Origin of the sequence: Rathayibacter agropyri (genome assembly GCF_013249015.1) — a bacterium.
GTDB lineage: Bacteria > Actinomycetota > Actinomycetes > Actinomycetales > Microbacteriaceae > Rathayibacter > Rathayibacter agropyri.
Genome location: NZ_JABRPL010000003.1, coordinates 98,603 through 125,162 on the forward strand (window position 1 = coordinate 98,603; position 26,560 = coordinate 125,162).

Here is a 26,560-nt window from a genome sequence, read left to right on the forward strand (position 1 = left end):
GGATCGAAAGTTGAGTGCGTACGACTCAACTTAGCTCGCGGCGAGCCTATTCCCCAGTGGTCAGGCGATCCGGAGACCACCGCGCAGTGACTGGAGAGCGTCGCGGAGGATCGAGCGCAGGCGAGGTTCGCCGATTCCGGTGAGCGCGGCGATCTCGGGCTGCGAAAAGCGACCGGCCGAGGCCAACAGAAGCAATTCCCGATCGGGCACCCGAGTGCGAGCACCTCGCGGGCAATCGGTCGCCGCGCGGAATCGACCGTCGAGCCCAGCGTTTCGCAGAGCACTTCGAGCAGCCACAGCACCGGTTCCGGCACCCGGGAACCCTCCCGTGCGCGCCGCCACACAGCGGTGAACACCTCCGTGCAAAGCCGATCGCGCGCACCGGGATCAGCCTGCACGGTGGAGATGCACGCCGAGAACAGCCCGCCGAAGCGGTCGAAGAGATCGGCGAGCGCGGAGGTGTCGCCGGTAGAGGCGCGTGAGAGCAGCCCCGCCGCGTCCGTCGTCAGCGCGGGGCGTGCCCCGGCCGCCTCCTCAATTCCCCCACTCACAATCCTCAGCGTGTCACCGCCTCCACGGTGGTGGCACCAGTTGCGCAAAAGGGGGGTGCCGGGTAAGACGGAGTCGCTCTCCGCCGAGCTCGAGATCCCTGAGGAACGCGGAAGCCGGAAGGGAGCCTGCTCACGGCGGGTGTCGTGCCGGGCAGTCGTCCGCGCGGATGCTGCTCGCGAATGCTCACAGGGGGACGCTTCGAGTTTCCACACCCGGGCTCCGGGTCCTCAGCGGATCGGGAGAGGCGTCGGGGCAGTTCTCCACACCTCTCCACAGGTTTGTCCACACCTGTGGAATGGCGGGTCGTCGAGCGGATCAGACGTCAACGGCGCGGACGAGACCGTCCTGGACGCCCCCCAGCCAGTCGTAGACGCTGCGGATAGCGGCAGCATTGTCGCCCTGCGGCTGGGCGCCCTCAGTGTCCGCGATCCCGAGGCGCACAGCCAGCGCAAGCCGCATATCGGTCAGGGCCCGGAGCCACGCGATCGCCTGCGGCTCCTCCAGCCGCACACTCACCTCGCCCAGCCCCGCGAACACCCGGTTGTGGCTCGAGCCGTCGCCGGCATCCAGCCCCGTCACGACCGCCCGCGCATCATCCATCTTGCGGCCGGCGAGATCCGGAGCAGTGAAGCGCCGAAACTCCTCAGCCGCCTCGGCGTCGTCGCGGTACGCATCGGGCAGGAGTCGCGCCAGCGCCGGGTCGGATCGGGCCTCGGGGGAGGACGCACCCCGGTCGAGCAGCTCCAGCATCTCACCAGCGAGGTGGCGGAGGATCCCGGCCTCCTCACGGTCGAAGCGAGCGACGGCTGCACCGGAGGAATCGCGGCGGAACGCGCGCATCAGCCCGCCCCGCTCATGCGTCGGCCTTCTGCAGCGTCGCCCACAAGCCGTAGCCGTGCATCGCCTCCACGTGCCGCTCCATCTCCTCGCGGTTCCCGGTCGCCACGACGGCGCGTCCCTCGGTGTGCACCTGGAGCATGAGGCGCTCGGCCTCCGCCCTCCCGAAGCCGAAGTAGCTGCGGAACACGTACGAGACGTACGACATCAGGTTCACTGGGTCGTCCCAGACCAGGACGATCCACGGCACCTCCGCCGCAGAGCGGGTTGCCAGCCGCTCGTCCGCGCGCTCGATCGTGTCCGCCATCCCTCCAGCGTAGGTCGCCCGGGTCTCCTCCCCCACCGAGCATTCAGAAGCGGATCCGCGTTGCTGCGCCGACGACCGCCTCAGGACGAGAGTTGCGGCAGCACCTCGCGGGCGAAGAAGTCGAGGTGCTCAAGGTCCTGCAGATCCATGAACTGCAGGTAGACCCGCTCGACGCCCGCCTCGCGGAGCGATTCGAGGCGGTCGACCGCCTCCTGCACGCCACCCGCCACACCGTGCTCGCGCAACTCGGTCGGCTCGCGACCGATCGCGGCGGCTCGGCGCGTGAACTCCGCCTCATCGCCTCCGCCGACCGCGATCAGCGCGACCGAGTGCACGATGGACGACGGCTCACGCCCGATCGCCCGGCACGCCTCATCGACCCGCGCGAAAGCGCCCGGGATCGCGTCGAACTCGGGGAACGGCAGGTTGAACTCGCTTGCGAAGCGCGCCGCGAGCGCCGGAGTCCGCCGGGGCCCGCCTCCGCCCACAATCACCGGCAGCGGCAACCGCGCGGGCTTCGGCAGTGCCGGCGAGTCGGTCAGCGTGTAGTGCTCGCCCGCGAACGAGTACAGCTCCCCGACCGGCGTCGACCACAGGCCGGTAACGATCTCGAGCTGCTCCTCGAGCAGGTCGAAGCGACGGGGCGGAAAAGGAATGCCGTACGCGGCGTGCTCCTGTTCGAACCAGCCGGTGCCGAGGCCGAGCTCGACGCGACCGCCCGACATCGCGTCCACCTGCGCCACCTGGATCGCCAGGATGCCCGGTGGTCGGTAGGTGACGGACGAGACGAGGGTACCGAGCGCGACCCGCTCGGTCTCGCGAGCCAGGCCGGCGAGAGTCGTCCACGCATCCGAAGGGCCGACGCCGGGGTCGCCGTCTCCCATCCGGAGGTAGTGGTCGGAGCGGAAGAAGCCGTCGTAGCCGAGGGCTTCGGTGGCCTGCGCGACGGCAAGGAGATCCTCGTAGCTCGCGCCCTGCTGGGGTTCGGTAAACACTCTGAACTGCACGCGTCCAGCCTCGCGCACGGGGAGTGGATCGCGCGAGCCCACAGCCGGACCCCTGCGTTCCACGGCAGGCCGCCGGCGACGAGAAGACCCCATCTCCGAGCACCCGTCCTCACCGGACGCCCACGCCACCCTGCCGTTCAGCGTCGTGGTGATCCTGATGTGCGTGGCCACCGTGATCGCGTTCTGGAGGGAGATTCGCGCGTACGACCGCGCCCGGCGCTCAGGCTGCGGTCATCGCGGAAGTGAGCGTCACTGCGTGTTGGTGAAGATGGCTTTCGGGCGGTCGTAATCGGTTCTGACCTCGACGACCAACGACTTGGGGTCCGCCACAGAGAAGGCCTGGCGCCAGGTCACCGAGCCGCCGGGCAGGATCGAGGTCCGAGGCTGTTCGAACTTCTCGGTGGAGGAGAAGTCGTAGATGCGGCTCGCCTCGACGCCACCGGAGGAGACATCGACTGTGAGCTGCGGGTCGAAGGCCTTGTCGGAGTCATTCTTGATCGCGAAGGTCAGCACCACCTGGTGTGCCTGGTCGGCACCCGTGGCTCTCGCGCCGGGCTGGTAGGTGGCCGGCTCCGCGACTCCAATCGCAACCTTGTCGTCGTAGATGACGCCGTCGTTGAACTTCGCGATGAGCTGCTGGTCGGCAGGGCGAGGGGCCGAGGACGAGTCGGACGAGCGGGAAAGCCCCTCGAGCTGTCGCTCCCGCACGGTGTTCACCAGCCCGACGGCCGTGATCACGAGGATGACGATCGTGAGCACGAGACCGACCGCACCGAGGACGAGACCGGTCACCCCAAAGCTCTTCGGCGGCTTCTTCTTTGCCAGGGCCACGATTCCGAGGACGATCGCGGCGAGGGCGGCGAGACCGCCGAGGAGCGGGACGAGAGCGAGCGGCACGGCCGCAATCCCGACGATCAGCGCGGCGAGGGCGAGACCGCTGCGGGCGGGCGACGCGGGAGGCGCACCGTGGGAGCCGGAGAACGGCGGAACGGGCGGGGTTGATGTCTGAGATTCCGTCATCGCTCTAGCCTGCCCGAAATGACCTCCTCCGCGCGCGTTGGCGCGGGATGCGTGTCGCTGGATGTCAGTGGGGCGAGCGGCCGATCAGCTGGGCGAGGGGACGACAGGGTGCTCCGGCGGGTCCTGGTCGTCGTCGAGTCGCGCATCGGCGCCCTCGTCCAGCGCCTCGTCTGGCGCCTCCGGATCGTCACTGTCGGCCGGGTCCTCCGGCGGCACCGGCAGGGAGTCGACGTCGGGGCGGGTGGTGTGGGTAACGTCCTCGGGGGCGTTGAAGCCGAAGCTGCTCATGGTTCCCTCTCCGCGGCACAGACGGAAGGCAGCGCCGCTCTCGGCAGCCTAAGTCGCCCTCTCTGACGCGGTCACGGCCTTGACGCACCGCGTCCGGTCACTATCCCGCCCGCTATTCCCCTCGCGATCTGATCGAGCAAGGCACCTCGTCGGCCGAGGTCCCTGGTCCAGAGATCGTCTCGCCCGAACGTGAAACTCCTCACGAGCAGACCTGCATCCACCCCGGCCCACCGGTGCAGCAGATCCACCCGATTCTCGGCGCTCAACACGGAGCCGATGTCGACGCCGAGGAGGAAGGCTTTGCCGAGATCCCCATCCCACTCCAGCCGGTCCATCAGATCTTCATTGTCTAATGACCATACCTGGCCATCAATCATCGGGTCCTCCTGATACCAGTAGGCGACGAGCGCGAGATCCTGAGCGTCCTTCTCCTGACCATAAACGGATTGATCGATGAATGCTCGCATCTTAAGAGCGCCGTATCCCGCGGCGCTCGGCAACCGGATTGTGATGCCAGACGGGAGCGTAAGTAGCTCACTCCGAGCAAAGACATCGTTGAATCCGAAGACGATGAGCGCCTCTCCCCGACGAGGCGGCAACGTGATCCCTTGGGGATCCTCCACCTCACCGAAAGGCATGACATCAACGATGACGCCCTCAATCCGATACCGGATGCCGGTGCTCCCCGTCCTCGCATAGGTCCTCGCCAGCTCGTCGTAGGAGTGCCAGTCCGGCACCGCCAGCCCGAGATCGAGATCCGTCGTCGAGCGAAGCCTGAATGTGTGGCCACGGGCAGCGTGAAGGAGGTTTCGCGCCTCCGCTCCCATGAGCAGTAGTGAATCGGTGTCCACGCTCGTGCGTTCAGCGATCGACGACACCACCCCATCGACGACATCGAAACATCGAGGATCACGATGCTCGTAGATCGGGATTCACCTCCCGCGTGGATCGAGCAGCGTCGCGCTGCCGGCCTTCCCCTGCTGCGAGCAGGTCCGCGTAGACCAGCAACGGAGGGGCCTTCTGAATTGCTTGTCGCCCGGGCTGCTGACCCGGGTCCGACCAGAAAACCTGCCGAACGAGGATGTTCGGATCGCGGTCACTCCGCCATCCGTTGAGGCGCGCGAAGGGGGGGGACCACTCATCGACGTAGACAGTCATCGTCGTGCCGTGCAGATCATTCACCGCGGCCTCTCCGCTGAGGTAGGCAACAACTCCGTCGGCTATCTGCAGGGGGCAGTCGAGATCACCAAGGAAGGACTTAGCCCGCGTAGGCGAGCCGAGCCCGAGAGGGAACGCGGATGTCCACCGGTCGATGAGGTCGGGAAGTCGGCGGAGAGAGGACGGGCTCGGCCAGCGATCAAGATAGCCCGCGTACCGAAGAAGCTCAATCGTTCCTTGCGCCATGCCGACGGAGACGCGTGCGTGTTGAGCGATGACACGAATTGGAGCGTCAAGGAGTTCGGGCCAGGAGATCAAGCAGAAAATCACCTGAGCTCTCTTTGTACTGAAGAGATTTGCCGGCCTCACGGTACTTCGTGTACCGGGTTGCTGCGTGTCCCGCCTCCCGCGGACGTCAATGAGAATGCCAGGGAGCCGGACGAAGGCGTTCCCCGCGGCATCGAAGAAATTGACCCCCGCGGATCGGAACGCGGCGGAACTGCGAGCACTGACATGCGGTCCGAGGACGAGGAGAGGCACCCTGTCGTCAGCGCCGTCGCTCACATCCGGGATGCTCGTGAGGGTCATGGCGGAGTTGTAGCTCACGAGCACTCGATCGAGGCCACCGCCGTCGAGGTAGTGGAGGTGACCTTCTCGACGACCGCCGTCCTCCAGGCTGCCCAGGGAACCTGGCACGACGATGTCAACACCGTACTCAGCCGTCCTGCGGCCGAGCTCTGCAGCGAATGTGGCGTCCATCACCATCCGTTCATTTTTTCGTCGCGTTCAGCCTAATTGAACATGCGCAAAAAGTGAACACCCGGTCGGCTGCCCGACCTCAGTGCACGTACTCGAGCAGGTCCGCGCCGAGGGTGCGCATCCCCTCGAGCACGGCGAGGCGATAGTGCAGCGTCGTGTCGTCGAATTGCGTCGCCACCGCGTAGGCGACGCCCGCTCGCGGGCCGCGGAGGACCCCGGCCTCGGCGCGCACTCCGACGTCGATACCGGTGGCGTTGACGAGGAGCACCCCGTGCTCGGGCCGGCGGTGCGCGAGTGGGTCGAGGCCGAACGCGGACGCGACCAGCGAAAGGTCGCTGCCGAGAGACAGCCAGCCGATCACACGGGAACTCACGGCGGCATCGACGATCTCGCCGTTCGCGAGCGTCGCCAGCAGCCAGGTCAACTCCCGGGCGGAGCCGATGGAGAGCTGCGGAGCGTCGTCCGGGCCGCGTTCATCGCGAACCACATCGAGCAGGGCCGTGCGGGAAAGCCCGAGGGCCTCAGCGCGCTCACGCACCGCGTCGAGCCCCACCCGGCGCAGCAGGACGTTGGTCGCGAGATTGTCACTCGATGCCCCGACGAGAGCGGCGAGGTCGGCGATCGGCATCGAGGGGACTTGCAAGTGCTGCCAGAGGCCCGAGCCTGAGACCGCGTCACCAGCGGTGCGGTCGAGAAGACGCAGGTTCTCCTGGGGCTCGTTCGCCAGGCGCGCGGCGACCTCGATCAGCAGCACGACCGTGCCGAGGGAGGCGGTGGGCATCGAGACGGAGTCATCGACAGCGAACAGAGTGCGCCCGGTCGCCAGGTCGACGGCGCGGGCCGAGACCACCACTCCGTCGAGCGCGAGGCGCCCGAGAGCATCGAACCCGCGCTGGAAGTTGTCGCGCTCGCCGTCGCCCTTGTGACGCCCTCTGCGGTTGCGTCTATTCGTGCGGCGAGAATCGCGGGTGGGGATCACCACGGCTAGGGCCCCTCTACGTGTCGGGAGTGCTGTGGGTGCGGCGGGCGGCTACCAGATGCTGACGCGCTCGCCTGGGGCGAGCCAGAGAGCGTCGCCATCGGAGACGTCGAACGCCTCGTAGAACTCATGGATGTTGCGGACGATCTGGTTGCAGCGGAACTCGGCGGGAGCGTGCGGGTCGATGGCGAGGAGGCGGATCGTCTCCTCATTCCGCGACTTCTGCTGCCAGGCCTGCGCCCACGAGAGGAAGAAGCGCTGGGCCCCGGTCAAGCCGTCGATCACGGGCGGCTCCTGGCCCTCGAGCGAGAGGAGGTACGCCTTCCACGCGATACTCAGGCCGCCGAGGTCGCCGATGTTCTCGCCGATCGTGAGCGCCCCGTTGACGTGGTGATCGGGAGTCGTTGCGGGAACGAGCGCGTCGTACTGCGCGATCAGCGCGCTGGTGCGCTCCTCGAACGCGGCGCGGTCATCCTCGGTCCACCAGTCGGTGAGCCGGCCGTCGCCGTCGAACCGGGAGCCCTGGTCGTCGAAGCCGTGGCCGATCTCGTGGCCGATGACCGCGCCGATCGCGCCGTAGTTCGCGGCGGCGTCGCGGTTTTCGTCGAAGAACGGGAACTGCAGGATGGCGGCAGGGAAGACGATCTCGTTGAAGCCGGGGTTGTAGTAGGCGTTGATCGTCTGCGGAGTCATGAACCACTCGTCGCGGTCGAGCGGGCGGCCGATCTTGCCGAGTTCGCGGTCAAATTCGGCCTCGGCGACGCGGCGGACGTTCCCCATCAGGTCGGCGGCGTCGATCGAGAGGGCCGAGTAGTCGCGCCAGCGCACGGGGTAGCCGATCTTCGGGGTGAACTTCGCGAGCTTCTCGAGCGCGCGCTCCCGGGTCTCGGGGCCCATCCACTCGAGCTCGGCGATCGAACGGCGGTAGGCCTCGATCAGGTTCGCGACGAGCACGTCCATCACGGTCTTCGCGCTCTCGGGGAAGTGGCGCGCGACGTAGGTCCGGCCGACCGCCTCCCCCAGCGACGCCTCGACGAGCGAAACGCCGCGCTTCCAGCGCTCGCGCTTCTGCGGCGTGCCGGTGAGGACACGCCCGTAGAAGTCAAAGTTGGCATCGACGAAATCGGACGACAGGTAAGCAGCGGCGCCGCGGATGACCTGCCACAACAGCCAGTCCCGCCAGGCCGGCAGGTGCTCCTCGATGAGGAGGCCGGCGAGACCCTGGAGGAAGCTCGGCTGGCGCACGACGACCTCGGCGAGCGCCCCCTCCGGCGCACCCATCGCGGTCAGCCAGACGCCGAGATCGATGCCCGCGGCGAGTTCTTCGACCTCTGCCCAGGAGCGGAGGTTGTAGGTGGCCTGGCTGTCCCGGCTGCGCACCTTGTCCCAGTGCACGGCTGCCAGCTCGGTCTCAAGCGCGAAGATCCGCTCGGCCCGCGCCTCGACGGCGTCGATGCCCGCCAGCGCGAGCATGCGCGCGATGAACGGCGTGTAGGCGTCGCGGACGGACGCGAACTCGTCGTCGCGGTAGTAGCTCTCGTCCAGCAGGCCGAGGCCGCCCTGGTTGACGGAGACCAGGTAGCGCTCGGGGTTGCCCGGGTCGTTGTCCACGAAGAGTCCGACGAACCCGGGGACGCCGGAGCGCTCGAACTCGCCGACGGTGCGCAGCAGAGCGGGGATCGAGTCAACGCGCTGGACCGAGGCGAGGTCGGCGATGATCGGAGCCGCGCCCAGCGCCTCGGCGCGGGCCTCGTCCATGAAGGAGGCGTAGAGGTCGCCGATCAGGCGCTCCTCGGTGCCGTGCTTCGCGGTCTGCGCCTCCACGATGATCTCGCGCACCGCCTTCTCCGCCTCCTCCTGGAGGATGTGGAAGGAGCCGTAGCGCGCCTTGTCGGAGGGGATCTCGGTGCGGTCGATCCACAGCCCGTTCACATGGCGGTAGAGATCGTCCTGCGGGCGCGTCGCGGGGTCGAGTTCGGGCAGGTCGATACCGGAGCGGGACGTCGTCGAGGTCATGAGCGACAGCCTACGGCGGGGCGCCGACACGGGGGCAGCTGACGCCGAGTAGCCGGTCGACGTCAGAGGGCGCGGGGAGGGGACACCGATCCATTCGTGGATCCGCCCACCCCTCCCCGCGCCGGGACCTCACGCGCAGGTGGGCTCAATCATGAAGGAGTACACGTTCTGGCTCGCGGTGTCGCTGTTCGCCTGGTTGAAGTACCAGTGGGCCGACTTCGTGCCCTCGAGCACCCTGGTATCACCGTGGTAGACGTCTCCGTTCGGAGACCGGAAGATCTCGTCGCCAATCGGAGTCGAATCCGAGACAACCGTGAAGGTCGACACAGTCCCGTTGTTGTCGCGGCGGTAGCCCTTCGTACCCTTCACATAGGTGAGGATGTGGTAGCCGGCCTTATCGCCGAAGCGGTTGTAGGTCCACGATGCCTTATCGACGCCGCTCGCGACGACCGTGTTGCCGCTGTACAGGTCACCGTTCGGCGCGAGATACGCGCTGTCACCGATCGCCGTCGAGCCCTCCGGGACCTTGTCGTTGGTGGTCACGTTCCCGTCCCCGTCTCGGCGGTAGGCAACTCCGTCCTTCACATAAGTGAAGACGTTCTGGCTTGCGGTATCGCTATTCGCCTGGTTGAAGTACCAGTGCACCGAGCTTGTGCCGGCAACGACGACACTGCCGCCGCGGTAGATATCACCGTTCGGTGCCAGATAGACACCGTCGCCGATCGGAGTGGAATTCGACGGAACCGTGGACTCCGACACATTCCCGTCGTTGTCGCGGCGGTACCCCTTCGTTCCCTTCACGTAGGTGAGGATGTGGTAGCCGGCCTGGCCGCCGAAGCGATTGAAGGTCCAGTGCGCCTTCTCGACGCCGCTCGCGACAACCGTGTCGCCGCTGTACAGATCGCCGTTCTGGGCGAGATACGCACCGTCACCGATCGCCGTCGAGCCCGCCGGGACGCTGCCGTGCGTCGACACGGTCCCGTCCCCGTCCCGCCGGAAAGCAGCGGGCTTGCTGGTCCCGGACACGGGAGCCGAGGCGGAGAGTGTCGTCGAACTGGCGCCGAATGCCGACTTCCCGCCCTTCGCGGGAACCTTGATCCCGGGCAGTGTGATCGTGCCGTCGCTGCCTGTCGTGCCCGAGTACCGTGTCGCGCCGTCCGCGAAGATGTAGCCGTCGGCGAGAGTCACCGAGACGGTCTGGCCGGAATCGGCGGTCGAGCCGTCGGTTGTGCGGCGCACCTGGACACCGCTGATGGTCTCGCATGCCTTGCCTGAATAGGAACCCTGCGTAAATGCGAGCGTCGGTGTTCCGGAGGCCGCCGCGGCTGGCGTCGCGACCGTGACCGCGACGACCGGAATAGTCCAGCCGGCTCCCTGGACGATGGTCCTGCGGGAGAGACGCGGAGTGGGCTCTGCCCCGTTATCGGAGTGGGCGTCGGAGCGAGGAGTTGTGCTTCTCATGCTGTCCTTCTTGTCGAGTGCGGGTTGTCGCAGCGACTCTCGCGAACCCGACTCCCGACCCTCCACTCCAGTAGCGCTATCAGTCACGACCCAGGAGCGCTCAGACGAGGATCACGCCTTCGCGAACACGTCATCGAGGGTCACCGTGGTGAGGGATCGCTCGCGAAGAAGCTTGAGGAGCTGCGGGAAGACGTCGCACACGCTCTGGTGATTGGCATGTCCGATGACCACGTGTCCGGGGATGAACCACTGGTTGGCAAACTCGAGCACCTGCTCCTTCGTGATCAGCCCCGAGTCCGAGAGCGATCCATACCACATGATCGGAGTCGTGAATCCGATGGCCGCTGCGACCGCATCGGTGTGGTCGTTGCGGAAGCCGAAAGGAGGACGGTAATAGGGCTTAGTGCTGACCCCGAAGAGCGCCGTCAGCGCCTCATCGTTGCGCATCAATTCGTCAATGATGCCCTGGTCGGACAGAGAAGTCAGGTCGGCGTGCGAATACGTATGATTGCCGATCTGCACCTGCCCCGACCGCACCATAGGCCGCAGGATGTCGGCAGCCTCGGCCCAGCCTGAATACTGCGCGTTCGGGAAAAAGACGAGTCGGCTCCCGGTCTCGCGTGCCATCTCGGCGTAGCGACGGACAGTGGCAGCGTCACCACCGTCGTCCACCGTCCACATCACGTAGTTCCCGTCGACCGGGACCGAGTAGACGCCCTTTCCGGCCGGCGGACGAGGGACGCGCGCAATCCCCGGCGCGACCGATGTCGACGAGGCCGGGGCCATCGAAGGCGGAGCGGGGTTGGGGTCGAGACCCGGCACAGGCGTCCCGGACGGGACGGCGATCGGCGGGGCAGTGCACCCCTCCAGGGCGAGCGTCGGAATCAGGCTGCCGAGAGCAAGCATCCGACGTCGTGTGAATGTTCGAAGTGAGGTCATGACGTGAGGGTTCTTACCGCCCCACTTCGGGCGACGCTGCCGTTCACCTGACAACGCGCCACGAGAACCCGTTCTCGGTCAGCAATCCGGCCAGATCGGCGCGAGAGGGGACGGTCAGCGGCGCAATCCGACCTCAGTGCGCCGGCCCGGGCGCCTCCGTCGAATCCTGAGTGCTTCCGGCCGAGGAGGAGCGGCGCTCGGCACGCTCGGCTCGGGACAGTGCGCGCCGGTTCGCGAAGCCGGCGATCGCCACGACGTCCGCGCCTCGTCCGAGCCCGTTGGTACCGACGGAGTGCGCGTGCTCGCGGGCCGCACGCAGCCGTGCCGAACGGATCTGCGCCGACGCGGTCGTGTCGTGGGCGGCGCAGGCGCGACGGAGATAGCTCGGCGACACTCCGAGGCGCTGGGCGAGCGCGGCGGCGGTGAAGCCCGGATCGGACGATGCCTCCTCGATCCGCTCGCAAGCGCGCAGGAAGAGCAGCCGGAGCGAGTCGGGAACCGCCGAGCGGTCGTCGCGGACCACCTCCGCAAGGAGCGCGGCGACCAGGCCCCTGACGGAGCTGCGGAAGGCCGGGAAACCCGGGTCCGCGACGGTGACGCCTCCGTTGAGAGCGGCGTTCACGACCGCCAGGAGGACACCACGGTAGGCGGCGACGGGATCGATGACCCTCCCGTCTGCGGCAAACAGGGCGGCCACGAGCGGGGCGAGGGTCGACTTCGGCATCTCGATCTCGTAGCGGGCACTGTTCTCCCGGGCGACCAGGTCGAGTCCGCAGGACACAAGGACCGCCTCTCCGGGCTGCACCGGACGGAAAGGGCCATCGGAGTCGCCGAGGTCGACGGCGCCCTCGATCTGAACGATCAGCAGCGCCGTCTCCGGCTCTCGCTCGAAGCGGAGGCGACCGGCGGAATGCCAGACGCGCGCCAAGCGGAATCCGTCCTGCCGGATCTCGTCGGCGACCAGGCGGAACAGCGGGTCGTCGGAGGATCGGACGCCGCGGTCGAGCAACCAGGCCCGGGCCGGCTCGCCCTGCAGCGAGAACTCGCGGTCGCGGGACGCGCTCGAGGGGGGCATCGGCATGTCCCGCCTCCGTTCCTGGTGAGGTCCGCACCGGCGCCCTGATCTCGGCCGCCGGAGTATACGCGGGCCAGAATTCCAGTCCGCCACGACATGGTCGACTCGCGACGCGAAACGGGAGGGGCGATGGCGCCGCACTGCGCCCTTCTCAGCCTCACCTGGCGCGAAGCCTGGCGCGGTCCAGGCGCGCGCTCTATCGTGAATCGGTCTCGTGACTGGTTGTCCATCCGGTTTTCCACGCGACCATCGACTGCGCAGCCGTGGCAGTGAGACCGTCGATACCGAGGAGACCCATGTCCGACCGTCTGTCCATCGCCGACCAGCGGGATGTGAGCATCCTATCCGCCCCGCCGCGGGCGCGGAGCCTGTCGATGGTGAGCTTCGTACTCGGCGTGTGCTCGGTCGTCGTCGGCTTCATCCTCGTCATCCCGACCATCGGCATCATCCTCGGCATCAAAGGCTTCCGGCGCGAGCCGTACCACCGTCTCGCACGATGGGGAATAGCCCTGAACGGCGTGATGCTCGCGGTGTGCTGCACCCTCGTCGTCCTCGTCGCCGTCTACTTCCAGGCGGCGTGACCGGGAGTTCTCGTGATCCCCTTCACCGTCCTCGGCGCCCTCGTCCTGGCGGGCGCCTGCCTCCTCGCGATCCCGGGCGTCCGCCTCGCCGCCCGCGGCGCCGCCTTCGGACGCTCGCGTGCTGGAGCAGATGCTTCGGCACGGCGAGCCACCGCAGCACCCGTCGCCCCCGAGACCACCACCACAGAACCGATCCTCGCCACCGACAGCACGGAGACCACCGGATGACCCTGCGCGCAACCCTGCACGACCAGCGCCCGAGCCTCGTTGTCGCGACGCTCGGCGCCGCCTTCGGCACCGCCCTGATCACGGTCCTCGCCGGCGTCGACGCGATCCTGGAGAACGCGCCGAGCACGGCGAGCAGCCACATCGTCCCTGAGCTCCTCGCGGTCCTTGGACCCGTCTTCTTCTGCATCGCCGCGTTCATCGGCGGCGTCGTGACCGCCAACACGTTCGCGGCCTCCGTCGCGATGCGCACGCGGACGATCGCGCTCCTGCGGCTCCTCGGCTCCTCCGCCCGGTCCCAGCGGCGCGTCTTCCTCCGCGAGGGCGCCACGATCGGCCTCATCGGGTCGGCGCTCGGCTCAGTACTCGGGATCGGCCTGGCCTTCGCCGTCCTCGCGGTGGTCGCCGTCAGCGCCGCCGCCCCCTTCCTCCCGCCTGCTATCCCCGTCACGATCGCGTTTCCCTTCGTCGCCGTCATCGCCGTCACGGTCGTGGCCGCGTGGAACGGCTCCCGCGAAGTGCTGACGGTCGCGCCCATCCAGGCGCTGGGAGCTGCTGAGGAGGCTCCACTCGGCACCCGCCGCCGCCCCGTCCGCACGGTCCTCGCCGCCCTGCTGTTCGTCGTCGGGAACGCCGTCATCGTGCTCGGGGTCCTCCAGGGATTGCAGGACTTCAGAGGCGTTCTGATCACTCTGCTGGGCGGGCTCGCCTCGTTCTCCGGTGTCATCCTCGGCGCTCACGCGTTCCTGCCGCGCGCCCTCCACCTCGTCGGTCGGCTCTTCGGCTCCACGCCCGAGGCGTCCCTCGCGCAGGCAAATGCACTGCGCAATCCCGAACGGAGCACGCGGGCCACCTCGGGGGTGCTGATCGGAGTCACCGTGGTCGCCGCGTTCTCCGTCGCGCTCGCCACGTTCCGCGGGCTCCTCGATCCCGCTATCGCCACCCGGCCGGACTACTACATCGGTCTCGACGAGGTCCTCGCGCAGACGAGCGCAATCGGACTCGGCCTGGTCGCGTTCAGCGCGGCAATCGCCTGCGTCGGCGTCATCAGCGACCTGTCCATCAGCGTCGTGCAGCGCACGCACGAGATCGGACTCCTGCGCGCCCTGGGCTTCACGCGTCGGCAGGTCCGCCGCACGATCGTGCTAGAGGCGGCCGCCATGTCGATCACGGCAACGCTCCTCGGGCTGGCACTCGGCGCCGCCTACGGCTGGGTCGGCGCCCTGTCGTTCATCGGCTCACTGCCCGGAGTGACGGTGGTCGGGCCGGCCGTCCCGCTTGCACTCGTCGTCGGGCTCGCGCTCGTCACCGCTGCCCTCACGGTGACAGCGGCGATCATCCCCGCGAAGCGGGCCGTCTCGGTGACTCCGGTCGAAGCCCTCAAGCACTGAGGCCGCAGACGGCACTGAGGCGCCTGGCGCCACGAAGGCACCTGGAGCGAACCACCTCGCTCACTCCTCGGCGGCGTCGACTGCCTTCTGGCCGTCCTCCTCCGACGCGAAGCCGGACGCCTTCGCCAATCTCTCGAAGGAGTCCGCGTCGTCGGCGACCCGCACGCGCTCCTGGAGCACCTCGGTCCGCTGCCGGTCGAGCTCTCCCCCAGCGCTGCCGCCGAGGGCCGAGAACACCGCATCGAGCATGCGCTCGGGGACGTCGAGCTCGAGCGCCAAAATTGCGGCGGTGAAGTCCGGATCGTACTTTCGCTCGGCGATCAGAATTACAGCCTCGGCATAGAGGTCGCTCGCTCGAGAAGGGCCGGCGGTCCCTGTCCGAGTCACAGCCGAGAGAACAGCGACCAGAAGACCCTCGCTCGCCCGAGCCGCGTATCTGGACTCCGCGATAGCCGAATCAGCCGCGAGCAAACTGTTCGCCAGAGCCGACAGCGGAGTTCGGTACGACTCCTCGAGCACCACGGGTCTCCCCTTATGCGCACGCATGCTCGTTCCCCGCAGGAGTGGCGCGTACGTGAAGCGCCACAGGAAATGTGCCGTCGGAGCAGTGACGTGGAGTTCGAGCGGCGCAGTGCCGTCGAGGATGATGAGGTGGCCCGCGACATAGGCGATCCGTTCGTCGCCGTGCTGCAGCAGACCGCTGCCCTCCATCACCAGAAGAGCAGTCATCCAGGCCGGTGAGCCGCGTGTCCGGAATGTGCCGCCCGGTGACCAGACCCGATCCAGGCGGTACATCGGCGCAGACACGCTCTCGATGATGACGCCGGGTGTCGGGGGAACGTCGTCCCATCCCGGCAGTCCGTCAGCGTCCGTCGAGGACTGACCTGAGGAAACATTGCTCATTGCCCGACCTCCCCCTCCGCGTCACAAGGCACGTAGGCGCGATCATCCTCTCCCCTGGAGGGCATGTACACCCCTGGAGGGCATGTTGGGGGGCGGCCGTCGCGCACGAGCCCCTACGTCGTCAGCGCGATCGCCGGCGGTGTGCGAGCGGCCGTAATGGCCGGGTAGGAGCCGGCAATCATCCCGATCAGCACCGTCGCACCCACTCCCGCGGCGACAATCCCGACCGGCACCACGAGCGGAGCCTCGTTCGCCGCCGCGAAGACCGCAACGGCCCCTGTACCGAGAGCTGCACCGCCGATCCCGCCTAGCAGAGAGAGGAGGAACGCTTCGACGAGGAACTGCGCCCGGATATGCCCGCGCGTCGCACCGAGTGCGCGGCGCAGGCCGATCTCGCGGCGGCGCTCGAGGACCGAGATCACCATCGTGTTGGCGATGCCGATGCCGCCGACGAGCAGGGCCACCGACCCGACTCCGAGGAGCAGACCGCTCAGCGAGTCATCGACCGCGTTCTTCGCCTTCAGCGCATCGGAGGGACGGGCCACAGCAACGTTGCGGGGCTTGACCGGGTCGATGGTCGCCGAGAGCACCTGCTGCACCGCGGGAACCGCGTCGTCCGCCGAGCGCTCGTAGATGGTCGTCGGGTTTCCCTTCCAGTTCAGGAGGGAACGCGCCGCAGTGCCCGGGATGAGCACAGCGGGGTCGAGTTCCGGCGCCAACGGGCTGTGGCCGAGGATGCCGATGACCATGAAATTCTGCGTGCCGACGTAGATCATCGAGCCGGCGTCCTGGATCCCGAGCGCCGTCGCGGCAGCCGGTCCGAGGACGGTCGTCGGCAGCTCGGCGGACGCCTCGTCGAACCACCGGCCTCGTGTGACCGGCGCCTCCGTCACCGTCAGCAGACGCCGATCGGCGACGGCGACCGTGAGCCCGTTGCTGTGGCCCGGGTCGATGTACTGGTTGCGATAGGCATTGATCGACAGGGCGGCGACCGAGGCCGCGGACTGGACGCCGTCGATTCGCAGAACCCGATCGACCGCGTTGGGCGCCATCGGCACGGGAGCGGTCATCATGCTCGAGGCCGGCCCGGCGGTGAGCAGATTCGTGCCGAGTTCCTGGAGCTGCTTCTCGAGCTTCGCCTGAGAGGTCGCGGACACTCCGACCACCGCGATCATCGCGGCGATGCCGATGGCGATTCCCAGGGCGGAGAGGATCACGCGCAGAGGGCGCAGCCGTAGGCCCCCTCCGCCGATGCGGAAGAGGTCGCCGGCGAGGAGTCGGGAGCGGGTCATGCGGCGCCTTCCGAGGAGCGGATATCCGATTCGATGCGACCGTCGCGGATGGCGACGACCCGGGGGAGGCTCTGGGCCAGAGCGCGGTCGTGGGTGATCACCACGATGCTCGTCCCGCGCTCGTTCAACTCGCGCAGGAGGGCCACCACGGCGGCTCCCGAGACGGAGTCGAGAGCGCCGGTGGGCTCGTCGGCGAGCAGGAGGGGCGCCTCCGACACGATCGCGCGGGCGATAGCGACGCGCTGCTTCTCGCCTCCGGAGAGCTGGTGCGGGCGATGGTGCACGCGGTGCGCTAGGCCGACCTTCTCCAGTGCCTCGCCCGCCGCCTCGCGGCGCCTGCGCTGGGGCGTGCCCGTGTAGAGCGCTCCGTCGGCGACGTTGTCGAGCGCTGTCCTGCTCTCGTCGAGGTGGAACTGCTGGAACACGAAGCCGAGCGTCGAGGCCCGCAGGCCCGAGAGCCGGCGGTCACCGAGGGTGCTCACATCGACATTGTCGATGTGGACGGATCCGCTGGTCGGGCGATCGAGGAGACCCATGATGTTCAGCAGGCTGGACTTTCCGGATCCGCTCGGACCGACGATGGCGAGGAGTTCGCCGTGGTCGACGGCGAGCGAAATGCCGTCGACGGCGCGGACCGGCGGAGATCCGTGCTCGCGGGTCACATCGCGCAGATCGAGGAGACTCACGAGCCGGCCGCCCCCACCGTCAAGCCCTCGTGCAGGCCCTCCCCCGAGATTTCCGCGATGTCGTCGGCGACGAGCCCGAGGGTCACGGGGAGCCGGTGGTGCGCGTTTCCCTCGTCGATCACGTCGAGGTCGTAGCCACCGCCGGGATGCGCGAGCAGCGCGTCGACCGGCACAGTGAGGACGTTCTCGTGGCGCTCGCCGACAAAGGCGACCTGCACCGCTGCCTCCTGGGAGCCGCCGGCGACCGACGGATCGGTGAGGCTGATCTCGACGGGGACGACGCGGTTGGCAGCCGAGTCATCCTGGCTGCCGTCGCTGGAACTCGAGCTCCCGCTCTGGCCAGAACTCTGTCCCCCGGCGCCCTGCGCCTGGCCGACCGAGGTGATCGTGCCGGGAGCGGCTGAGCCGTCGGGCATGGTGATGGAGACGGCCGCGCCCGTCGCGGCCAGGTTCTGCTCGGTCAGGGGCAACGAGACCTTCACCGAGGGGGCGGACGCGGTCAGCGTGAGGACCATCGTCCCCGCACCCACCGGAGCCTCTACGGCCAGCGGGGTGCTGCCCACTCGGACCGCGTCCGGAGCGACGGCGATCGCGGTCTGTGCGACCTCTCCGGTCTCGGGGACCTTGAGCGCCTTCTGCCACTTCCGCACCGCCTCCGCCGTCGGCTCGAGGAATTCCTCATCGGGAACTCGCGAGAAGTAGCCGAGGGCGGAAAGGTTCTCCTCTAGCTGGAGGACGTCCTTTCCCTTCGCTCCGACCGAGAGGTCACGCCAGACGGGAGCCGTCCCGATCAGCAGGACGGTCGGCACGGTGTCGACCTCGTACAGGGTGTCGCCGCGCCCAATCGTCGCCCCGACGTCGGGGATGGCGGTGAGCGTTCCACTCGATTTGGAGGTGATCGACTTCACGACGGGGTAGCGGAGGGTTCCCTTCTCCGTCGACGTCTTCGACACGGTGCCCGTCGTCACCTGCACCGTGCGGCCGACCGGTTGGGACGCGCTCGCGGTATCGGCGGTCGGAGCGGACCACGGAGCCCAGAGGACGATCCCGACGACGGCGGCCAGGACGAGAACACCGGCGATGCCGGCGATGAGACGGCGCGGGTGGGCGGTCACTGGCTGATTTCGTCCGCGCACGAGCGGTAGTCGGACATTAACGTCGTGTCGGTCTTCGAGAGCGCCGACATGGCGTCGTTGTCCCAGTTCCCGTCGGCCTTGAGATCAGGCAGCTTGTGGCCCTTGTCGACGAGGCACGCTTGCGCCTTTTTGGTCAGCACGACGTTGGCCGCGGTCTGCTCCGCCGTCGGCACAGGCGGTTCACCGACTTCGCTCGCGCAGGCGGACCGCGCTGCCTCCACCGTGTCAGCCGGATCGTCGCCGGCGTTCTTGACGCCCTTGCTGCCAAGACAGTCGGAGAACTTCTTCTCGTACTCTTTGCTCTGCTGGCTGAACGTCGCGACCGCCGCTTGCGCGTCCTTGACCGACATCGTCGCTTCAGGAGCCGCTCCGTCGGTCGAGGCTGCAGAGCAGCCGGAAAGCAGGAGAGCGCCGAGAGCGAACGACGTCGAGATCAGAGCGATCTTCTTCGTCAGAGTCGTCTTATCGAGAATCATGTGAGTTCCTTTCAAGGAGAAGTCGGGGCGCACTGTGTACGACCGACTCGGAAGACCCTACGAGGCTCTTCGTGAGACATCCGTTGTACTGCGCCACGATCGGATGCGTTTGCGCCGCTTTCCGCGGTCTCTCCGTGCGATATCCCTCGCAAGGATGAGCCGCGGAGTTCGCTCGGAGGAGCCGACCCGTCCGGGGACATCGTCTCGACGACCGGTCTTACCGCGGGGCAATATCGAATTCGTGATCGAGTTGCCTGAAGAGCTGATCGATCGGCATGTACCACATGAAGGTAAGCGCCCCATACATGCCGCCGCTCTGGATAATCCCGTACAGTTGGCCCTGCTGGCTTATCACCGGCCCGCCGGAGTCGCCGAAATCGAGCCCCAGGGCGCTGGTGGCGAAGCCCTGCGCAACGGGGTCCCTCCCCCGGCCCTCCTGCAACAGCCAATAGCAGTTCAGGCCGGTCGTGCTCCCGCTCGTGCAAAAACGCTCACCCAGCGCAGGACTGGCCGGGGGAAGCATTGGCACCGCTCGTTCGCTCCCCTGGACGCGCATGATGACCTGGCCAACAGCGCGCGGTCTCGCGGTACTGCCGATAAAACAGCCGTTGATGGAACCGAAGCAGCCCTGCGGCAGAGTCACTTCAGGAGGCACCTGAACGAGTTCCACGTCATCGGTCGCGGACATCCAGCTGACGGTTCCGATCTGAACGGAATTCAGAGAGTAAGCCGCACCAATCTCCGGAGCGCAATGCTTAGCCAGGACGAGATAGCGGACCGCTCTGAGGAAGGGCGAGAGGGCGGACCCTGGGCCATTCCTCTTGAGCACCGCGCCGACAGTGCAGACTCTTCCCCCCGAACCGACGAGGGCGGTTCCCGCGACGATCGGAGTCCGTGTCCGCGCAGAATCCTGAGCGTTCGCAGGAAGGGCGATGCCGACGAGTGCGGCGACCAGGAGGAGAACGCCGGCCAGGGCGAGAGCGAGCCTTCCGCCGCCGCCGCCGGATGTCAGAGAAATCACGATGAGGACGCTATCGAAGCGACTTCGATGTCCCCATATCAGTGACATGAGCGTTTTGGCACTGTTCCACAGGCGTTGGGAAGGCGGCTTACCAGGGCTCCTCGAGGGGTGGGGCCGGGATCGCCGATCTCGGATCTACTCCGAAAGAGACTTGAAGCATGCCATTGCATCAGAATTCAGCGTTGTATCCGTTTTCGAGAGCCGTTTCATCTCGTCATCGTCCCACTGCCCATCGGCCTTCAGGTCCGGCACCTTGTGGCCCTTGTCCTCGAGGCAGGACCTCAGCGCCCTGCTCATCGTCGCCAGAGCCGCGGCCTGCTCCGCCGTCGGCGCAGGAGGATCACCGATTTCGTCGACGCAAGCCGAGTGGGCCGCATCCTTGGTGTCCCCCGACACCTCGTCGGGATTCTTGACGCCCTTCTTGCCGAGGCAGTCGGAAAGCTTCGTTCTGTACTCATCCTTCTGCTGGCTGTATGTCGAGGCCGCCGCCCGCGCGTCCGCGAGTGACATCGTCGGCTCCGCGGCCGGTCCGTCTGTTGCTCCAGCGGAACAGCCCGAAAGTAGGAGAGTTGCGAGAGCAACGGAACTCGAGAGCAGCGCGATCTTCTTCGTGAGGGTGGTGACAGTACTCGTCATGGATATGCCTTTCTCCAGAGGCCGAACCCTGTCTGGATCCGACTCCGGAGACCCTACGATCCATCGCGACGTCATCTGCCGCGTCGCGCCGCATCTCACGATGAACGCGCCGTTTCCCGGCTCTCACCGACCAGATGTCATTCCCGAGAAGGAGGCATGATGACCGCTGGGACGACGATGGTCCCTCTCTCGGAGGCTCGTCATAGTGGGGCGATATCGAACTCGTGATCGAGCTGCAGGAAGAGATCGGCGGCCGGCATGTACTGCATGACGTTCTCCTGTCCGCGCCCGCCTCCTCTCTGAATAACGCCAATAAAGTGTCCTTCCTCACTGACCACCGGGCCACCGGAATCACCGACGTCGATCCCCTGGGCATTGAAGGCAAACGCCTGCGCGGTTCCCTCCATCCTCCAACGCCTCGTTCCGTACTCATACACCCCCCAATTGCAGTTCACCCCGGTCGTGCTTCCGCTCGTGCAGAAGCGTTCACCCCGAGCAGGGCTGACCGGAGGCAGCATCCGCACCGGCCGTTCGCCGCCGAGAGTGCGCAGAATAACCTGCCCGACAGCGCGCGGTCTCGCCAGGCTGTTGAGAAAGCAGCCGTTGATGGAGCTATGGCAGCCCCGCGGCGGAGTCACTTCAGGGGCAACCTGGACGAGTTCGACATCATCGGTCGCTGAAATCCAGGAGACTCGCCCGACTACCACGGAATTCACCGCGAATTCCATGTTTAATTCCCTAGCGCAATGCTTCGCCAGCACGAGGTATCGCACCGCCCCCATGAAGGGCGAAAGGAGGGCGCCCGGTCCATTTCTCTTAAGCACGGCGCCGACGGTGCAGGCGTTCCCGAAAGGCCCAATCAGCCTGGTTCCCGCGACGATCGGCATCCGCAGTCGCACGGGGTCCTCAGCGTTCGCGGGAGTCGCGACGCCGAGGACCGCGGCGATCACGAGAAGAAGGCTTGTCAGGCTGAAAAACAGCCTTCGACGGCGGGAGTGAGACGGCATCGATGTCACCTTTGCACAGGCGATCAGCGGCGCACCGAAAACGGGAGCACGGCCGATCCAATCGAGAGGTCCCGAGAGTCGCCGTCACGTACGAATGTACCCCAGCGACCGAAAGAACCAACCGAGAGGATTCCCGGTCGAAAAAGACGCTATCGGAGCTGCTATCGAATGCTCATCGTAATGGGATGAGGGTTCTAACACTGTCCTCTAGCTGTCGGATACCCCTCAGAGGTGAACTCTCCTAAGGACAGCGTGAGGGTGCAATTTCGCAGGCGCTGTGAGTACGCCTGTAACTACTCCGCGAGTTCGTTGAAGCACGTCTCCGAATCGGAGTTGAGCGTCGTATCCGTCTTCTGGAGCGCCTTCATGGCGCCGTTGTCCCACTGCCCGTCGGCCTTCAGATCGGGGATCTTATGGCCCTTCTGGGCGAGGCACGAGTGCAGTGCCTTCGTCCACGTTCGCAGCGCCACCTTCTGCTTCTCGGACGGCTGCGGAAGGTCCCCGACTTCCTGGGCACAGGCCGCCTCGTCCGCGTCCTTTTTGTCGGCCGACGGCGAGTCCTGGCGGCCACCTCGGCCTTCAAGACAGGAGCTGAACTTCCCGTCATACTCGATCTGATCCTGATCGATGGTTCCCATCGCGGCAATCGCATCCTTGACCGACATCGTCGGCTCCGCGGTCGCGCCATCCGTCGAGGCTGCGGAACACCCCGAGAGCAGGAGCGCTCCGAGAACGACGGAACCCGAGAGCAGCGCGATCTTCTTGGTGAGGGTTGTCGAGTTACTCGTCATGGAAGTACCTTCCTCCGGAGCCGAATCCCGTGTGGATCTGGCTCCGGAGACCCTACGAGTCGCCCCGAGCACCGCCGCCGGAGCGCGCCGCAATCCGGGGTGATCGCGCCACTTCTCCGCTGTCAGCGACCGGACATCATTCCCTCGAAGGTGGCACGACAACCGGTAGGACGACCCCTCTCATCGAGGGGCGTACCGCGCGGAGATCGCTCCGCAGCGAGTCTGCGATCACCCCGAGATTTCCGTGAAGCACGCCTCCGTGTCGGAGTCGAGAGTGGAGTCCGTCTTGAGAAGTTCCGCCATCGCGGGCTTATTCCACCCTCCATCGGCCTGGAGATCGGGCATCTTGTGGCCTTTGTTAGTGAGGCATGAGGTGAGCGCGCCGTTCCACGTCCGCAGTGCCGCGGTCTCTTCTGCAGTGGGCGCAGGCTCTTGTCCAACTTCGTCGGTGCAGGCTGATACGGCGTCGTCGTCCGCATCGGCCGGCACGAGTGCATCGCCCGGATCGGGCGGCAGGGCTCCGTCGCCCGAACTGTTGACCCCGTGTTTGCCGAGGCAGGCGCTGAACTTCTCCTGGTACTCCATCTGCTGCTGCTCATAGGAGCTGACAGTCACGGAGGCGTCCGCGACCGTCATCTCCTCCGGGGCCTCTCCTTCGGTAGAGGCCGAGGAACAGCCCGAGAGAAGACCTGCTCCGACAGCAATCGAGCCGACGATCAGTGCGATCTTCTTCTTCACAGTTGTCGTGTCGTGCGGCATGGGGCTGCCCTTTCTCATAATCGTGATGTCGTGCGTTGCTCCGACTCCGGAGATGTCATTTCGTGTCGCCGTCAGAGGGCCGTCTGTTTCTCGTGATGACCCCGCCGCTGGCGCAGTGGCCGTCAGACACGGTGAGTCCGCTCCCGCCGACGATCGGCACGCGAAGCCGACACCGATCCGAGGTGCCGACTGGAGTTGCCGAGCCGGCGAGCACGGCAAGGGCGATAAGAGCGACGAGCGCAGCGACGGCAGCGAGAGCGAGGAGGATCAGCAGGCCACTCACGAGGCTGAAGGCAGGTGTTCGACGGGGCGCGGGCGGCGAGCAATTCATAGATAAACCTTGTATGTGAGAGAGATACCCTCATGACGGCGCGATCTCGTAGGCGCGCCCGGTCTGCGCGAACAGTTGATCGATCGGTAGATACTGCATGAGATCCGTATAGGGCCCGGTTCCCACTCTCTGGATGATGCCGTAGAGCTGGCCCTGCTCACCGATCACGGGGCCGCCGGAATCGCCGTGCTCTACCGTCTGACCACTGGTCGACTGGGCTATCGCTCCCGTGTCGTCTCCCCAGTTCGCAGGTCTTTCCGAATCGGTCATCCAGTTGCAGTTCATGTGGCTAACCGCACCGCTCGTGCAGAAGCGCTCATCCGCGCCGGGAACCGCCGGTGCCCTCATCGGCACCGCCCGTTCCCCTCCCCGAGTACTGATAACGACCCGCCCGACAGCGCGAGGGGCGATTATCGAACCGTGGAAGCATCCGTGGGCTCCGCTGCAGTTCTCTGGTTTCGTCACTTCGGGTGCGACCTGAACGAGCTCGACGTCATCGGTGGCGGAGATCCATGTGACGGTGCCGATCGGGCGGAAGTTAAAGGTGATCGTCGCGCCTATCCTCGGAGCGCAGTGCTTGGCGAGGACGAGATATCTCGTTGCGGCCACGTATGGCACGATGTTCGCTCCCGGCCCTGTCCTCTTCAACACTGCGCCGACGGTGCAGAACGCCCCGGTGGACGTCGAGACGGATGCCCCTGCCACGAGAGGGGAAGTGAAGCGCGCGTCGTCCTGAGCGTTCGCGGGAGTCGCCACACTGAAGAGCCCGGCCAGTAGGAAAAGCAGGCTCATCCTGCAGAAAAAATTTTTCCGGCGACGAGTAGAGCGGGAGTATTCCATTGATACACCTTCTGTGAAAGAAGCGGCTAACCACCGAGTTAGTACGGGGCCGCCCATGATGCTAAAGGGAATTGTTTCCCATCACCGTCTCGTGGTGTGAACGTTCTTGCATTCTTCTACAGGTGTCGACCTGCACTGGTGTCGACCTGTACAGGTGTCGACCTGCACTAGCGCCGGGCGGGTGAGTAGCCGCCAGAGCGGGCGAAGTGAAATCCTCGTAGGCGTGGATCTCACTTCGCCCGCTCCGTGGGTCTACTCGATCGGGATGACCGCCATTCTCCGCTTTACAGAGGAGCTATATCGTAACCGTAATCGAGCTGAGAGAGGAGTTCGTCGATGGGCAAATACTGCATGAGGCTCGTGTACGCGCCGTCTCCCGCTCTCTGGATGATGCCGTAAAGCTGACCCTGTTCACCGATGACCGGTCCGCCGGAGTCCCCGTTCTGGGCCCCCCTACCTCCTGTGGTGACAGCAATCGTTCCCCTGTCGTCCCCCCAATTACCGGGCCTGTCTGTGTCCAGCATCCAATTGCAGTTCACGCCACTGAATCCTCCGCTGGTGCAGAAACGCTCATCGGCGCCCGGGACCGCCGCTGGCCTCATCGGCACCGCACGCTCACCTCCCCGAGTGCTGAGGACAACCCGCCCCACGGCGAGGGGAGCGACCTGATTGCCCTGGAAGCAGCCGTGCTGGCCATAGCACCCCCTGGGGCTCGTGACCTCGGGCGGAACCTGCACGAGTTCGACATCATCCGTCGAGGATATCCACGTGACGGATCCGATCTGGCGCCCCTCCAACCTGATCGTGGCGCCGATCTGCGGGGCGCAGTGCTGAGCCAGGACGAGATAGCGCACCCCCGCCGTGACGGAAGAGGCGTTGGCGCCAGCGGTGTTTTTCTTGAGCACCGCACCAACCGTGCAGTAACCCAGAGGAGTCTGGACGACGGTTCCCGCGACGACCGGTGTGCTATTTCGCACCCGATCGAGGGCGTTCGCGGGAGTCGCGAAACCGAAGAGCGTCGCGACTATGAGGAGTATAGTCGTGAGGCCAAGAGTGATTCTCGATTGACGAGCGGAGAGAGATTTTTTCTTTGAGTGCATCGATTTACCTTCCGTGCGGGCGGATGCGTCAGAGATCGGCCGAGCGAGTACCGGGCCGTGGCTGACGCTAGACGCCGTCTTCCCATATTCCCTTCATGATGCCATGAAGGTTCTTGCATGTTTCTCCAGATGCCGACGAGGCCCTTATAGGGGGGCGATGTCATAGGCATAGTCAGTTTGCGCCATGAACGTGGCGATCGGTAGATACTGCATGAGATTCACAAAAGCTCCGGTGCCAAACCTCTGAATGATGCCGTACAGCTCGCCCTCGGACCCGATGACAGGACCACCGGAGTCACCAGCCTCGACTCCGATCGCGTTGGTCGACCGGGCCATCTGACCTCCGTCGTCGCCCCAGGTCCACGGCCTTTCTCTCTCTGACACCCAGTTGCAGTTAATTCTACTGACCGCCCCGCTCGTGCAAAAACGTTCGTCGCCACCAGGGATGGCCATATATCTCATCGGGATAGCCCGTTCGCGTCCATGAACAGCCATCACGACCCTTCCGACGGCGCGAGGGACGATCTGGCTGCCTACAAAGCATCCGTGAGAGCCGTAGCAGCCCTCCGGACGCGTCACTTCGGGTGGAACTTGAACGAGTTCGACATCATCCGTGGCGGAGACCCAGGTAACGATTCCTACCGGTTGACGTCCCAATCCGAGCTGAGCGCCGATCTCCGGCGCACAGTGCTTGGCCAGGATGAGATAGCGGAACGCCGCCGTGTAGGTGGAGACATTGGCATCCCATCCGTTCCTCTTGAGCACAGCGCCGACCGTGCAGAATGTTCCGCTGACCGTCCAGAGCACGGACCCCGCGACGAGTGGGATTTGGGTTCGGAGCAGATCATCCGCGCGCACGGGCGTCGACCCACTGAAGGTCGACACAGTGAAGAGTGTGACGAACACCAGGAGGAAACCCGTCAGGCGGAGCCAGAGACCTCGGCGGCGAGCAGGACATGTCATCGGAATCACCTTCTGTGCACAGGT

The 26,560-nt window shown here is 66.3% G+C and carries 30 protein-coding genes; 3 read left to right on the forward strand and 27 right to left on the reverse strand.

The features are described 5' to 3' along the window. Window positions 1–60: 60 nt before the first annotated feature. The 13 genes from HRF29_RS09170 to HRF29_RS09230 all read right to left on the reverse strand — a co-directional run bounded on the left by HRF29_RS09170 (window position 61) and on the right by HRF29_RS09230 (window position 12,404). Window positions 61–210: a hypothetical protein gene (locus HRF29_RS09170; RefSeq protein ID WP_173248057.1), complete on the reverse strand. Its 150-nt coding sequence runs from the start codon at window positions 208–210 to the stop codon at window positions 61–63. A 657-nt stretch (window positions 211–867) separates the two neighbouring features. Further along, window positions 868–1,392, reverse strand: coding sequence for a DUF2017 domain-containing protein (locus HRF29_RS09175; RefSeq protein ID WP_173248058.1), 525 nt, complete (start codon window positions 1,390–1,392; stop codon window positions 868–870). A 13-nt stretch (window positions 1,393–1,405) separates the two neighbouring features. Further along, window positions 1,406–1,696: an ATP-dependent Clp protease adapter ClpS gene (clpS, locus tag HRF29_RS09180; protein ID WP_104222829.1), complete on the reverse strand. Its 291-nt coding sequence runs from the start codon at window positions 1,694–1,696 to the stop codon at window positions 1,406–1,408. Window positions 1,697–1,776: 80 nt separating this feature from the next. After that, window positions 1,777–2,703, reverse strand: a complete 927-nt coding sequence (locus HRF29_RS09185; RefSeq protein WP_173248060.1) for a TIGR03560 family F420-dependent LLM class oxidoreductase — start codon at window positions 2,701–2,703, stop codon at window positions 1,777–1,779. Window positions 2,704–2,952: 249 nt separating this feature from the next. Next, window positions 2,953–3,723, reverse strand: a complete 771-nt coding sequence (locus tag HRF29_RS09190) for a DUF4190 domain-containing protein (protein ID WP_173248061.1) — start codon at window positions 3,721–3,723, stop codon at window positions 2,953–2,955. A gap of 84 nt (window positions 3,724–3,807) precedes the next feature. After that, the gene (locus tag HRF29_RS09195; RefSeq protein ID WP_173248063.1) at window positions 3,808–4,011 is read right to left on the reverse strand and encodes a hypothetical protein; all 204 of its coding nucleotides are present in this window, start codon (window positions 4,009–4,011) and stop codon (window positions 3,808–3,810) included. Between the two features lie 71 nt (window positions 4,012–4,082). Next, window positions 4,083–4,862: a hypothetical protein gene (locus HRF29_RS09200; RefSeq protein ID WP_173248065.1), complete on the reverse strand. Its 780-nt coding sequence runs from the start codon at window positions 4,860–4,862 to the stop codon at window positions 4,083–4,085. A 58-nt stretch (window positions 4,863–4,920) separates the two neighbouring features. After that, the gene (locus HRF29_RS09205) at window positions 4,921–5,934 is read right to left on the reverse strand and encodes a type IV toxin-antitoxin system AbiEi family antitoxin (RefSeq protein ID WP_173248067.1); all 1,014 of its coding nucleotides are present in this window, start codon (window positions 5,932–5,934) and stop codon (window positions 4,921–4,923) included. 73 nt (window positions 5,935–6,007) lie between these two features. Beyond that, on the reverse strand, window positions 6,008–6,910 hold the full coding sequence (locus HRF29_RS09210; protein WP_173248069.1) for a serine hydrolase: 903 nt from the start codon (window positions 6,908–6,910) through the stop codon (window positions 6,008–6,010). 48 nt (window positions 6,911–6,958) lie between these two features. Continuing rightward, a complete protein-coding gene (locus HRF29_RS09215; protein WP_173248071.1) occupies window positions 6,959–8,923 on the reverse strand; it encodes a M13 family metallopeptidase in 1,965 nt (654 codons plus the stop codon). 129 nt (window positions 8,924–9,052) lie between these two features. Then, the gene (locus tag HRF29_RS09220; protein WP_173248073.1) at window positions 9,053–10,384 is read right to left on the reverse strand and encodes a hypothetical protein; all 1,332 of its coding nucleotides are present in this window, start codon (window positions 10,382–10,384) and stop codon (window positions 9,053–9,055) included. 111 nt (window positions 10,385–10,495) lie between these two features. Beyond that, complete coding sequence (locus HRF29_RS09225; protein WP_173248075.1) at window positions 10,496–11,323, reverse strand: polysaccharide deacetylase family protein; 828 nt, start codon at window positions 11,321–11,323, stop codon at window positions 10,496–10,498. Between the two features lie 133 nt (window positions 11,324–11,456). Continuing rightward, the gene (locus HRF29_RS09230; protein WP_173248077.1) at window positions 11,457–12,404 is read right to left on the reverse strand and encodes a helix-turn-helix transcriptional regulator; all 948 of its coding nucleotides are present in this window, start codon (window positions 12,402–12,404) and stop codon (window positions 11,457–11,459) included. Between the two features lie 290 nt (window positions 12,405–12,694). Between HRF29_RS09230 and HRF29_RS09235 the strand changes: the two genes are divergently transcribed. Genes HRF29_RS09235 through HRF29_RS09245 form a run of 3 tightly spaced genes read left to right on the forward strand, consistent with a single transcriptional unit; the run spans window position 12,695 to window position 14,595 of the window. Continuing rightward, the gene (locus HRF29_RS09235) at window positions 12,695–12,979 is read left to right on the forward strand and encodes a hypothetical protein (RefSeq protein WP_173248079.1); all 285 of its coding nucleotides are present in this window, start codon (window positions 12,695–12,697) and stop codon (window positions 12,977–12,979) included. A gap of 12 nt (window positions 12,980–12,991) precedes the next feature. Beyond that, a complete protein-coding gene (locus HRF29_RS09240) occupies window positions 12,992–13,207 on the forward strand; it encodes a hypothetical protein (protein ID WP_173248081.1) in 216 nt (71 codons plus the stop codon). Continuing rightward, on the forward strand, window positions 13,204–14,595 hold the full coding sequence (locus HRF29_RS09245; protein WP_173248083.1) for an ABC transporter permease: 1,392 nt from the start codon (window positions 13,204–13,206) through the stop codon (window positions 14,593–14,595). The genes HRF29_RS09240 and HRF29_RS09245 overlap by 4 nt, the downstream gene beginning before the upstream one ends. Before the next feature lie 60 nt (window positions 14,596–14,655). On the opposite strand, the gene HRF29_RS09250 is transcribed toward HRF29_RS09245, so the two are convergent. From HRF29_RS09250 to HRF29_RS09315, 14 genes are all read right to left on the reverse strand, one after another. Then, complete coding sequence (locus HRF29_RS09250; protein WP_173248085.1) at window positions 14,656–15,498, reverse strand: cupin domain-containing protein; 843 nt, start codon at window positions 15,496–15,498, stop codon at window positions 14,656–14,658. Window positions 15,499–15,611: 113 nt separating this feature from the next. After that, window positions 15,612–16,790, reverse strand: coding sequence for an ABC transporter permease (locus HRF29_RS09255; protein ID WP_173248087.1), 1,179 nt, complete (start codon window positions 16,788–16,790; stop codon window positions 15,612–15,614). Continuing rightward, complete coding sequence (locus HRF29_RS09260; RefSeq protein WP_173248089.1) at window positions 16,787–17,476, reverse strand: ATP-binding cassette domain-containing protein; 690 nt, start codon at window positions 17,474–17,476, stop codon at window positions 16,787–16,789. The genes HRF29_RS09255 and HRF29_RS09260 overlap by 4 nt, the downstream gene beginning before the upstream one ends. Then, entirely contained in the window at window positions 17,473–18,591 is a 1,119-nt protein-coding gene (locus HRF29_RS09265) for a peptidoglycan-binding protein (protein ID WP_173248091.1), read from the reverse strand. Before HRF29_RS09265 ends, HRF29_RS09260 begins: the two co-directional genes overlap by 4 nt. Then, window positions 18,588–19,121: a hypothetical protein gene (locus HRF29_RS09270; RefSeq protein ID WP_173248093.1), complete on the reverse strand. Its 534-nt coding sequence runs from the start codon at window positions 19,119–19,121 to the stop codon at window positions 18,588–18,590. Before HRF29_RS09270 ends, HRF29_RS09265 begins: the two co-directional genes overlap by 4 nt. 184 nt (window positions 19,122–19,305) lie before the next feature. Beyond that, entirely contained in the window at window positions 19,306–19,776 is a 471-nt protein-coding gene (locus HRF29_RS09275; protein WP_173248095.1) for a chymotrypsin family serine protease, read from the reverse strand. A 468-nt stretch (window positions 19,777–20,244) separates the two neighbouring features. Beyond that, window positions 20,245–20,745, reverse strand: a complete 501-nt coding sequence (locus tag HRF29_RS09280) for a hypothetical protein (RefSeq protein ID WP_173248097.1) — start codon at window positions 20,743–20,745, stop codon at window positions 20,245–20,247. Window positions 20,746–20,945: 200 nt separating this feature from the next. Further along, window positions 20,946–21,752, reverse strand: coding sequence for a chymotrypsin family serine protease (locus tag HRF29_RS09285; protein ID WP_222929631.1), 807 nt, complete (start codon window positions 21,750–21,752; stop codon window positions 20,946–20,948). 293 nt (window positions 21,753–22,045) lie between these two features. Next, window positions 22,046–22,543, reverse strand: a complete 498-nt coding sequence (locus HRF29_RS09290; protein WP_173248101.1) for a hypothetical protein — start codon at window positions 22,541–22,543, stop codon at window positions 22,046–22,048. Between the two features lie 228 nt (window positions 22,544–22,771). Next, window positions 22,772–23,302 carry a hypothetical protein gene (locus tag HRF29_RS09295; RefSeq protein ID WP_173248103.1) on the reverse strand — a complete coding sequence of 177 codons (531 nt, stop codon included), beginning with the start codon at window positions 23,300–23,302 and terminating at the stop codon, window positions 22,772–22,774. Window positions 23,303–23,357: 55 nt separating this feature from the next. Next, complete coding sequence (locus tag HRF29_RS09300; protein WP_222929632.1) at window positions 23,358–23,585, reverse strand: hypothetical protein; 228 nt, start codon at window positions 23,583–23,585, stop codon at window positions 23,358–23,360. A 78-nt stretch (window positions 23,586–23,663) separates the two neighbouring features. Then, the gene (locus HRF29_RS09305) at window positions 23,664–24,473 is read right to left on the reverse strand and encodes a chymotrypsin family serine protease (protein ID WP_173248107.1); all 810 of its coding nucleotides are present in this window, start codon (window positions 24,471–24,473) and stop codon (window positions 23,664–23,666) included. Between the two features lie 284 nt (window positions 24,474–24,757). Then, window positions 24,758–25,573 carry a chymotrypsin family serine protease gene (locus tag HRF29_RS09310; RefSeq protein ID WP_173248109.1) on the reverse strand — a complete coding sequence of 272 codons (816 nt, stop codon included), beginning with the start codon at window positions 25,571–25,573 and terminating at the stop codon, window positions 24,758–24,760. Between the two features lie 144 nt (window positions 25,574–25,717). Then, a complete protein-coding gene (locus HRF29_RS09315) occupies window positions 25,718–26,458 on the reverse strand; it encodes a chymotrypsin family serine protease (protein ID WP_173248111.1) in 741 nt (246 codons plus the stop codon). Window positions 26,459–26,560 lie beyond the last annotated feature (102 nt).

What these genes read in the sequence shown, in the direction of transcription:
- HRF29_RS09175 (WP_173248058.1), bottom strand. Translation starts at nt 1,392, where the DNA reads ATGCGCGCGTTCCGCCGCGATTCCTCCGGTGCAGCCGTCGCTCGCTTC.
- clpS (WP_104222829.1), bottom strand. Translation starts at nt 1,696, where the DNA reads ATGGCGGACACGATCGAGCGCGCGGACGAGCGGCTGGCAACCCGCTCT.
- HRF29_RS09190 (WP_173248061.1), bottom strand. Translation starts at nt 3,723, where the DNA reads ATGACGGAATCTCAGACATCAACCCCGCCCGTTCCGCCGTTCTCCGGC.
- HRF29_RS09195 (WP_173248063.1), bottom strand. Translation starts at nt 4,011, where the DNA reads ATGAGCAGCTTCGGCTTCAACGCCCCCGAGGACGTTACCCACACCACC.
- HRF29_RS09205 (WP_173248067.1), bottom strand. Translation starts at nt 5,934, where the DNA reads ATGGTGATGGACGCCACATTCGCTGCAGAGCTCGGCCGCAGGACGGCT.
- HRF29_RS09215 (WP_173248071.1), bottom strand. Translation starts at nt 8,923, where the DNA reads ATGACCTCGACGACGTCCCGCTCCGGTATCGACCTGCCCGAACTCGAC.
- HRF29_RS09220 (WP_173248073.1), bottom strand. Translation starts at nt 10,384, where the DNA reads ATGAGAAGCACAACTCCTCGCTCCGACGCCCACTCCGATAACGGGGCA.
- HRF29_RS09225 (WP_173248075.1), bottom strand. Translation starts at nt 11,323, where the DNA reads ATGACCTCACTTCGAACATTCACACGACGTCGGATGCTTGCTCTCGGC.
- HRF29_RS09230 (WP_173248077.1), bottom strand. Translation starts at nt 12,404, where the DNA reads ATGCCGATGCCCCCCTCGAGCGCGTCCCGCGACCGCGAGTTCTCGCTG.
- HRF29_RS09235 (WP_173248079.1), top strand. Translation starts at nt 12,695, where the DNA reads ATGTCCGACCGTCTGTCCATCGCCGACCAGCGGGATGTGAGCATCCTA.
- HRF29_RS09245 (WP_173248083.1), top strand. Translation starts at nt 13,204, where the DNA reads ATGACCCTGCGCGCAACCCTGCACGACCAGCGCCCGAGCCTCGTTGTC.
- HRF29_RS09250 (WP_173248085.1), bottom strand. Translation starts at nt 15,498, where the DNA reads ATGAGCAATGTTTCCTCAGGTCAGTCCTCGACGGACGCTGACGGACTG.
- HRF29_RS09255 (WP_173248087.1), bottom strand. Translation starts at nt 16,790, where the DNA reads ATGACCCGCTCCCGACTCCTCGCCGGCGACCTCTTCCGCATCGGCGGA.
- HRF29_RS09275 (WP_173248095.1), bottom strand. Translation starts at nt 19,776, where the DNA reads ATGTCCGCGACCGATGACGTGGAACTCGTTCAGGTGCCTCCTGAAGTG.
- HRF29_RS09280 (WP_173248097.1), bottom strand. Translation starts at nt 20,745, where the DNA reads ATGACGAGTACTGTCACCACCCTCACGAAGAAGATCGCGCTGCTCTCG.
- HRF29_RS09285 (WP_222929631.1), bottom strand. Translation starts at nt 21,752, where the DNA reads ATGCCGTCTCACTCCCGCCGTCGAAGGCTGTTTTTCAGCCTGACAAGC.
- HRF29_RS09290 (WP_173248101.1), bottom strand. Translation starts at nt 22,543, where the DNA reads ATGACGAGTAACTCGACAACCCTCACCAAGAAGATCGCGCTGCTCTCG.
- HRF29_RS09295 (WP_173248103.1), bottom strand. Translation starts at nt 23,302, where the DNA reads ATGCCGCACGACACGACAACTGTGAAGAAGAAGATCGCACTGATCGTC.
- HRF29_RS09305 (WP_173248107.1), bottom strand. Translation starts at nt 24,473, where the DNA reads ATGGAATACTCCCGCTCTACTCGTCGCCGGAAAAATTTTTTCTGCAGG.
- HRF29_RS09310 (WP_173248109.1), bottom strand. Translation starts at nt 25,573, where the DNA reads ATGCACTCAAAGAAAAAATCTCTCTCCGCTCGTCAATCGAGAATCACT.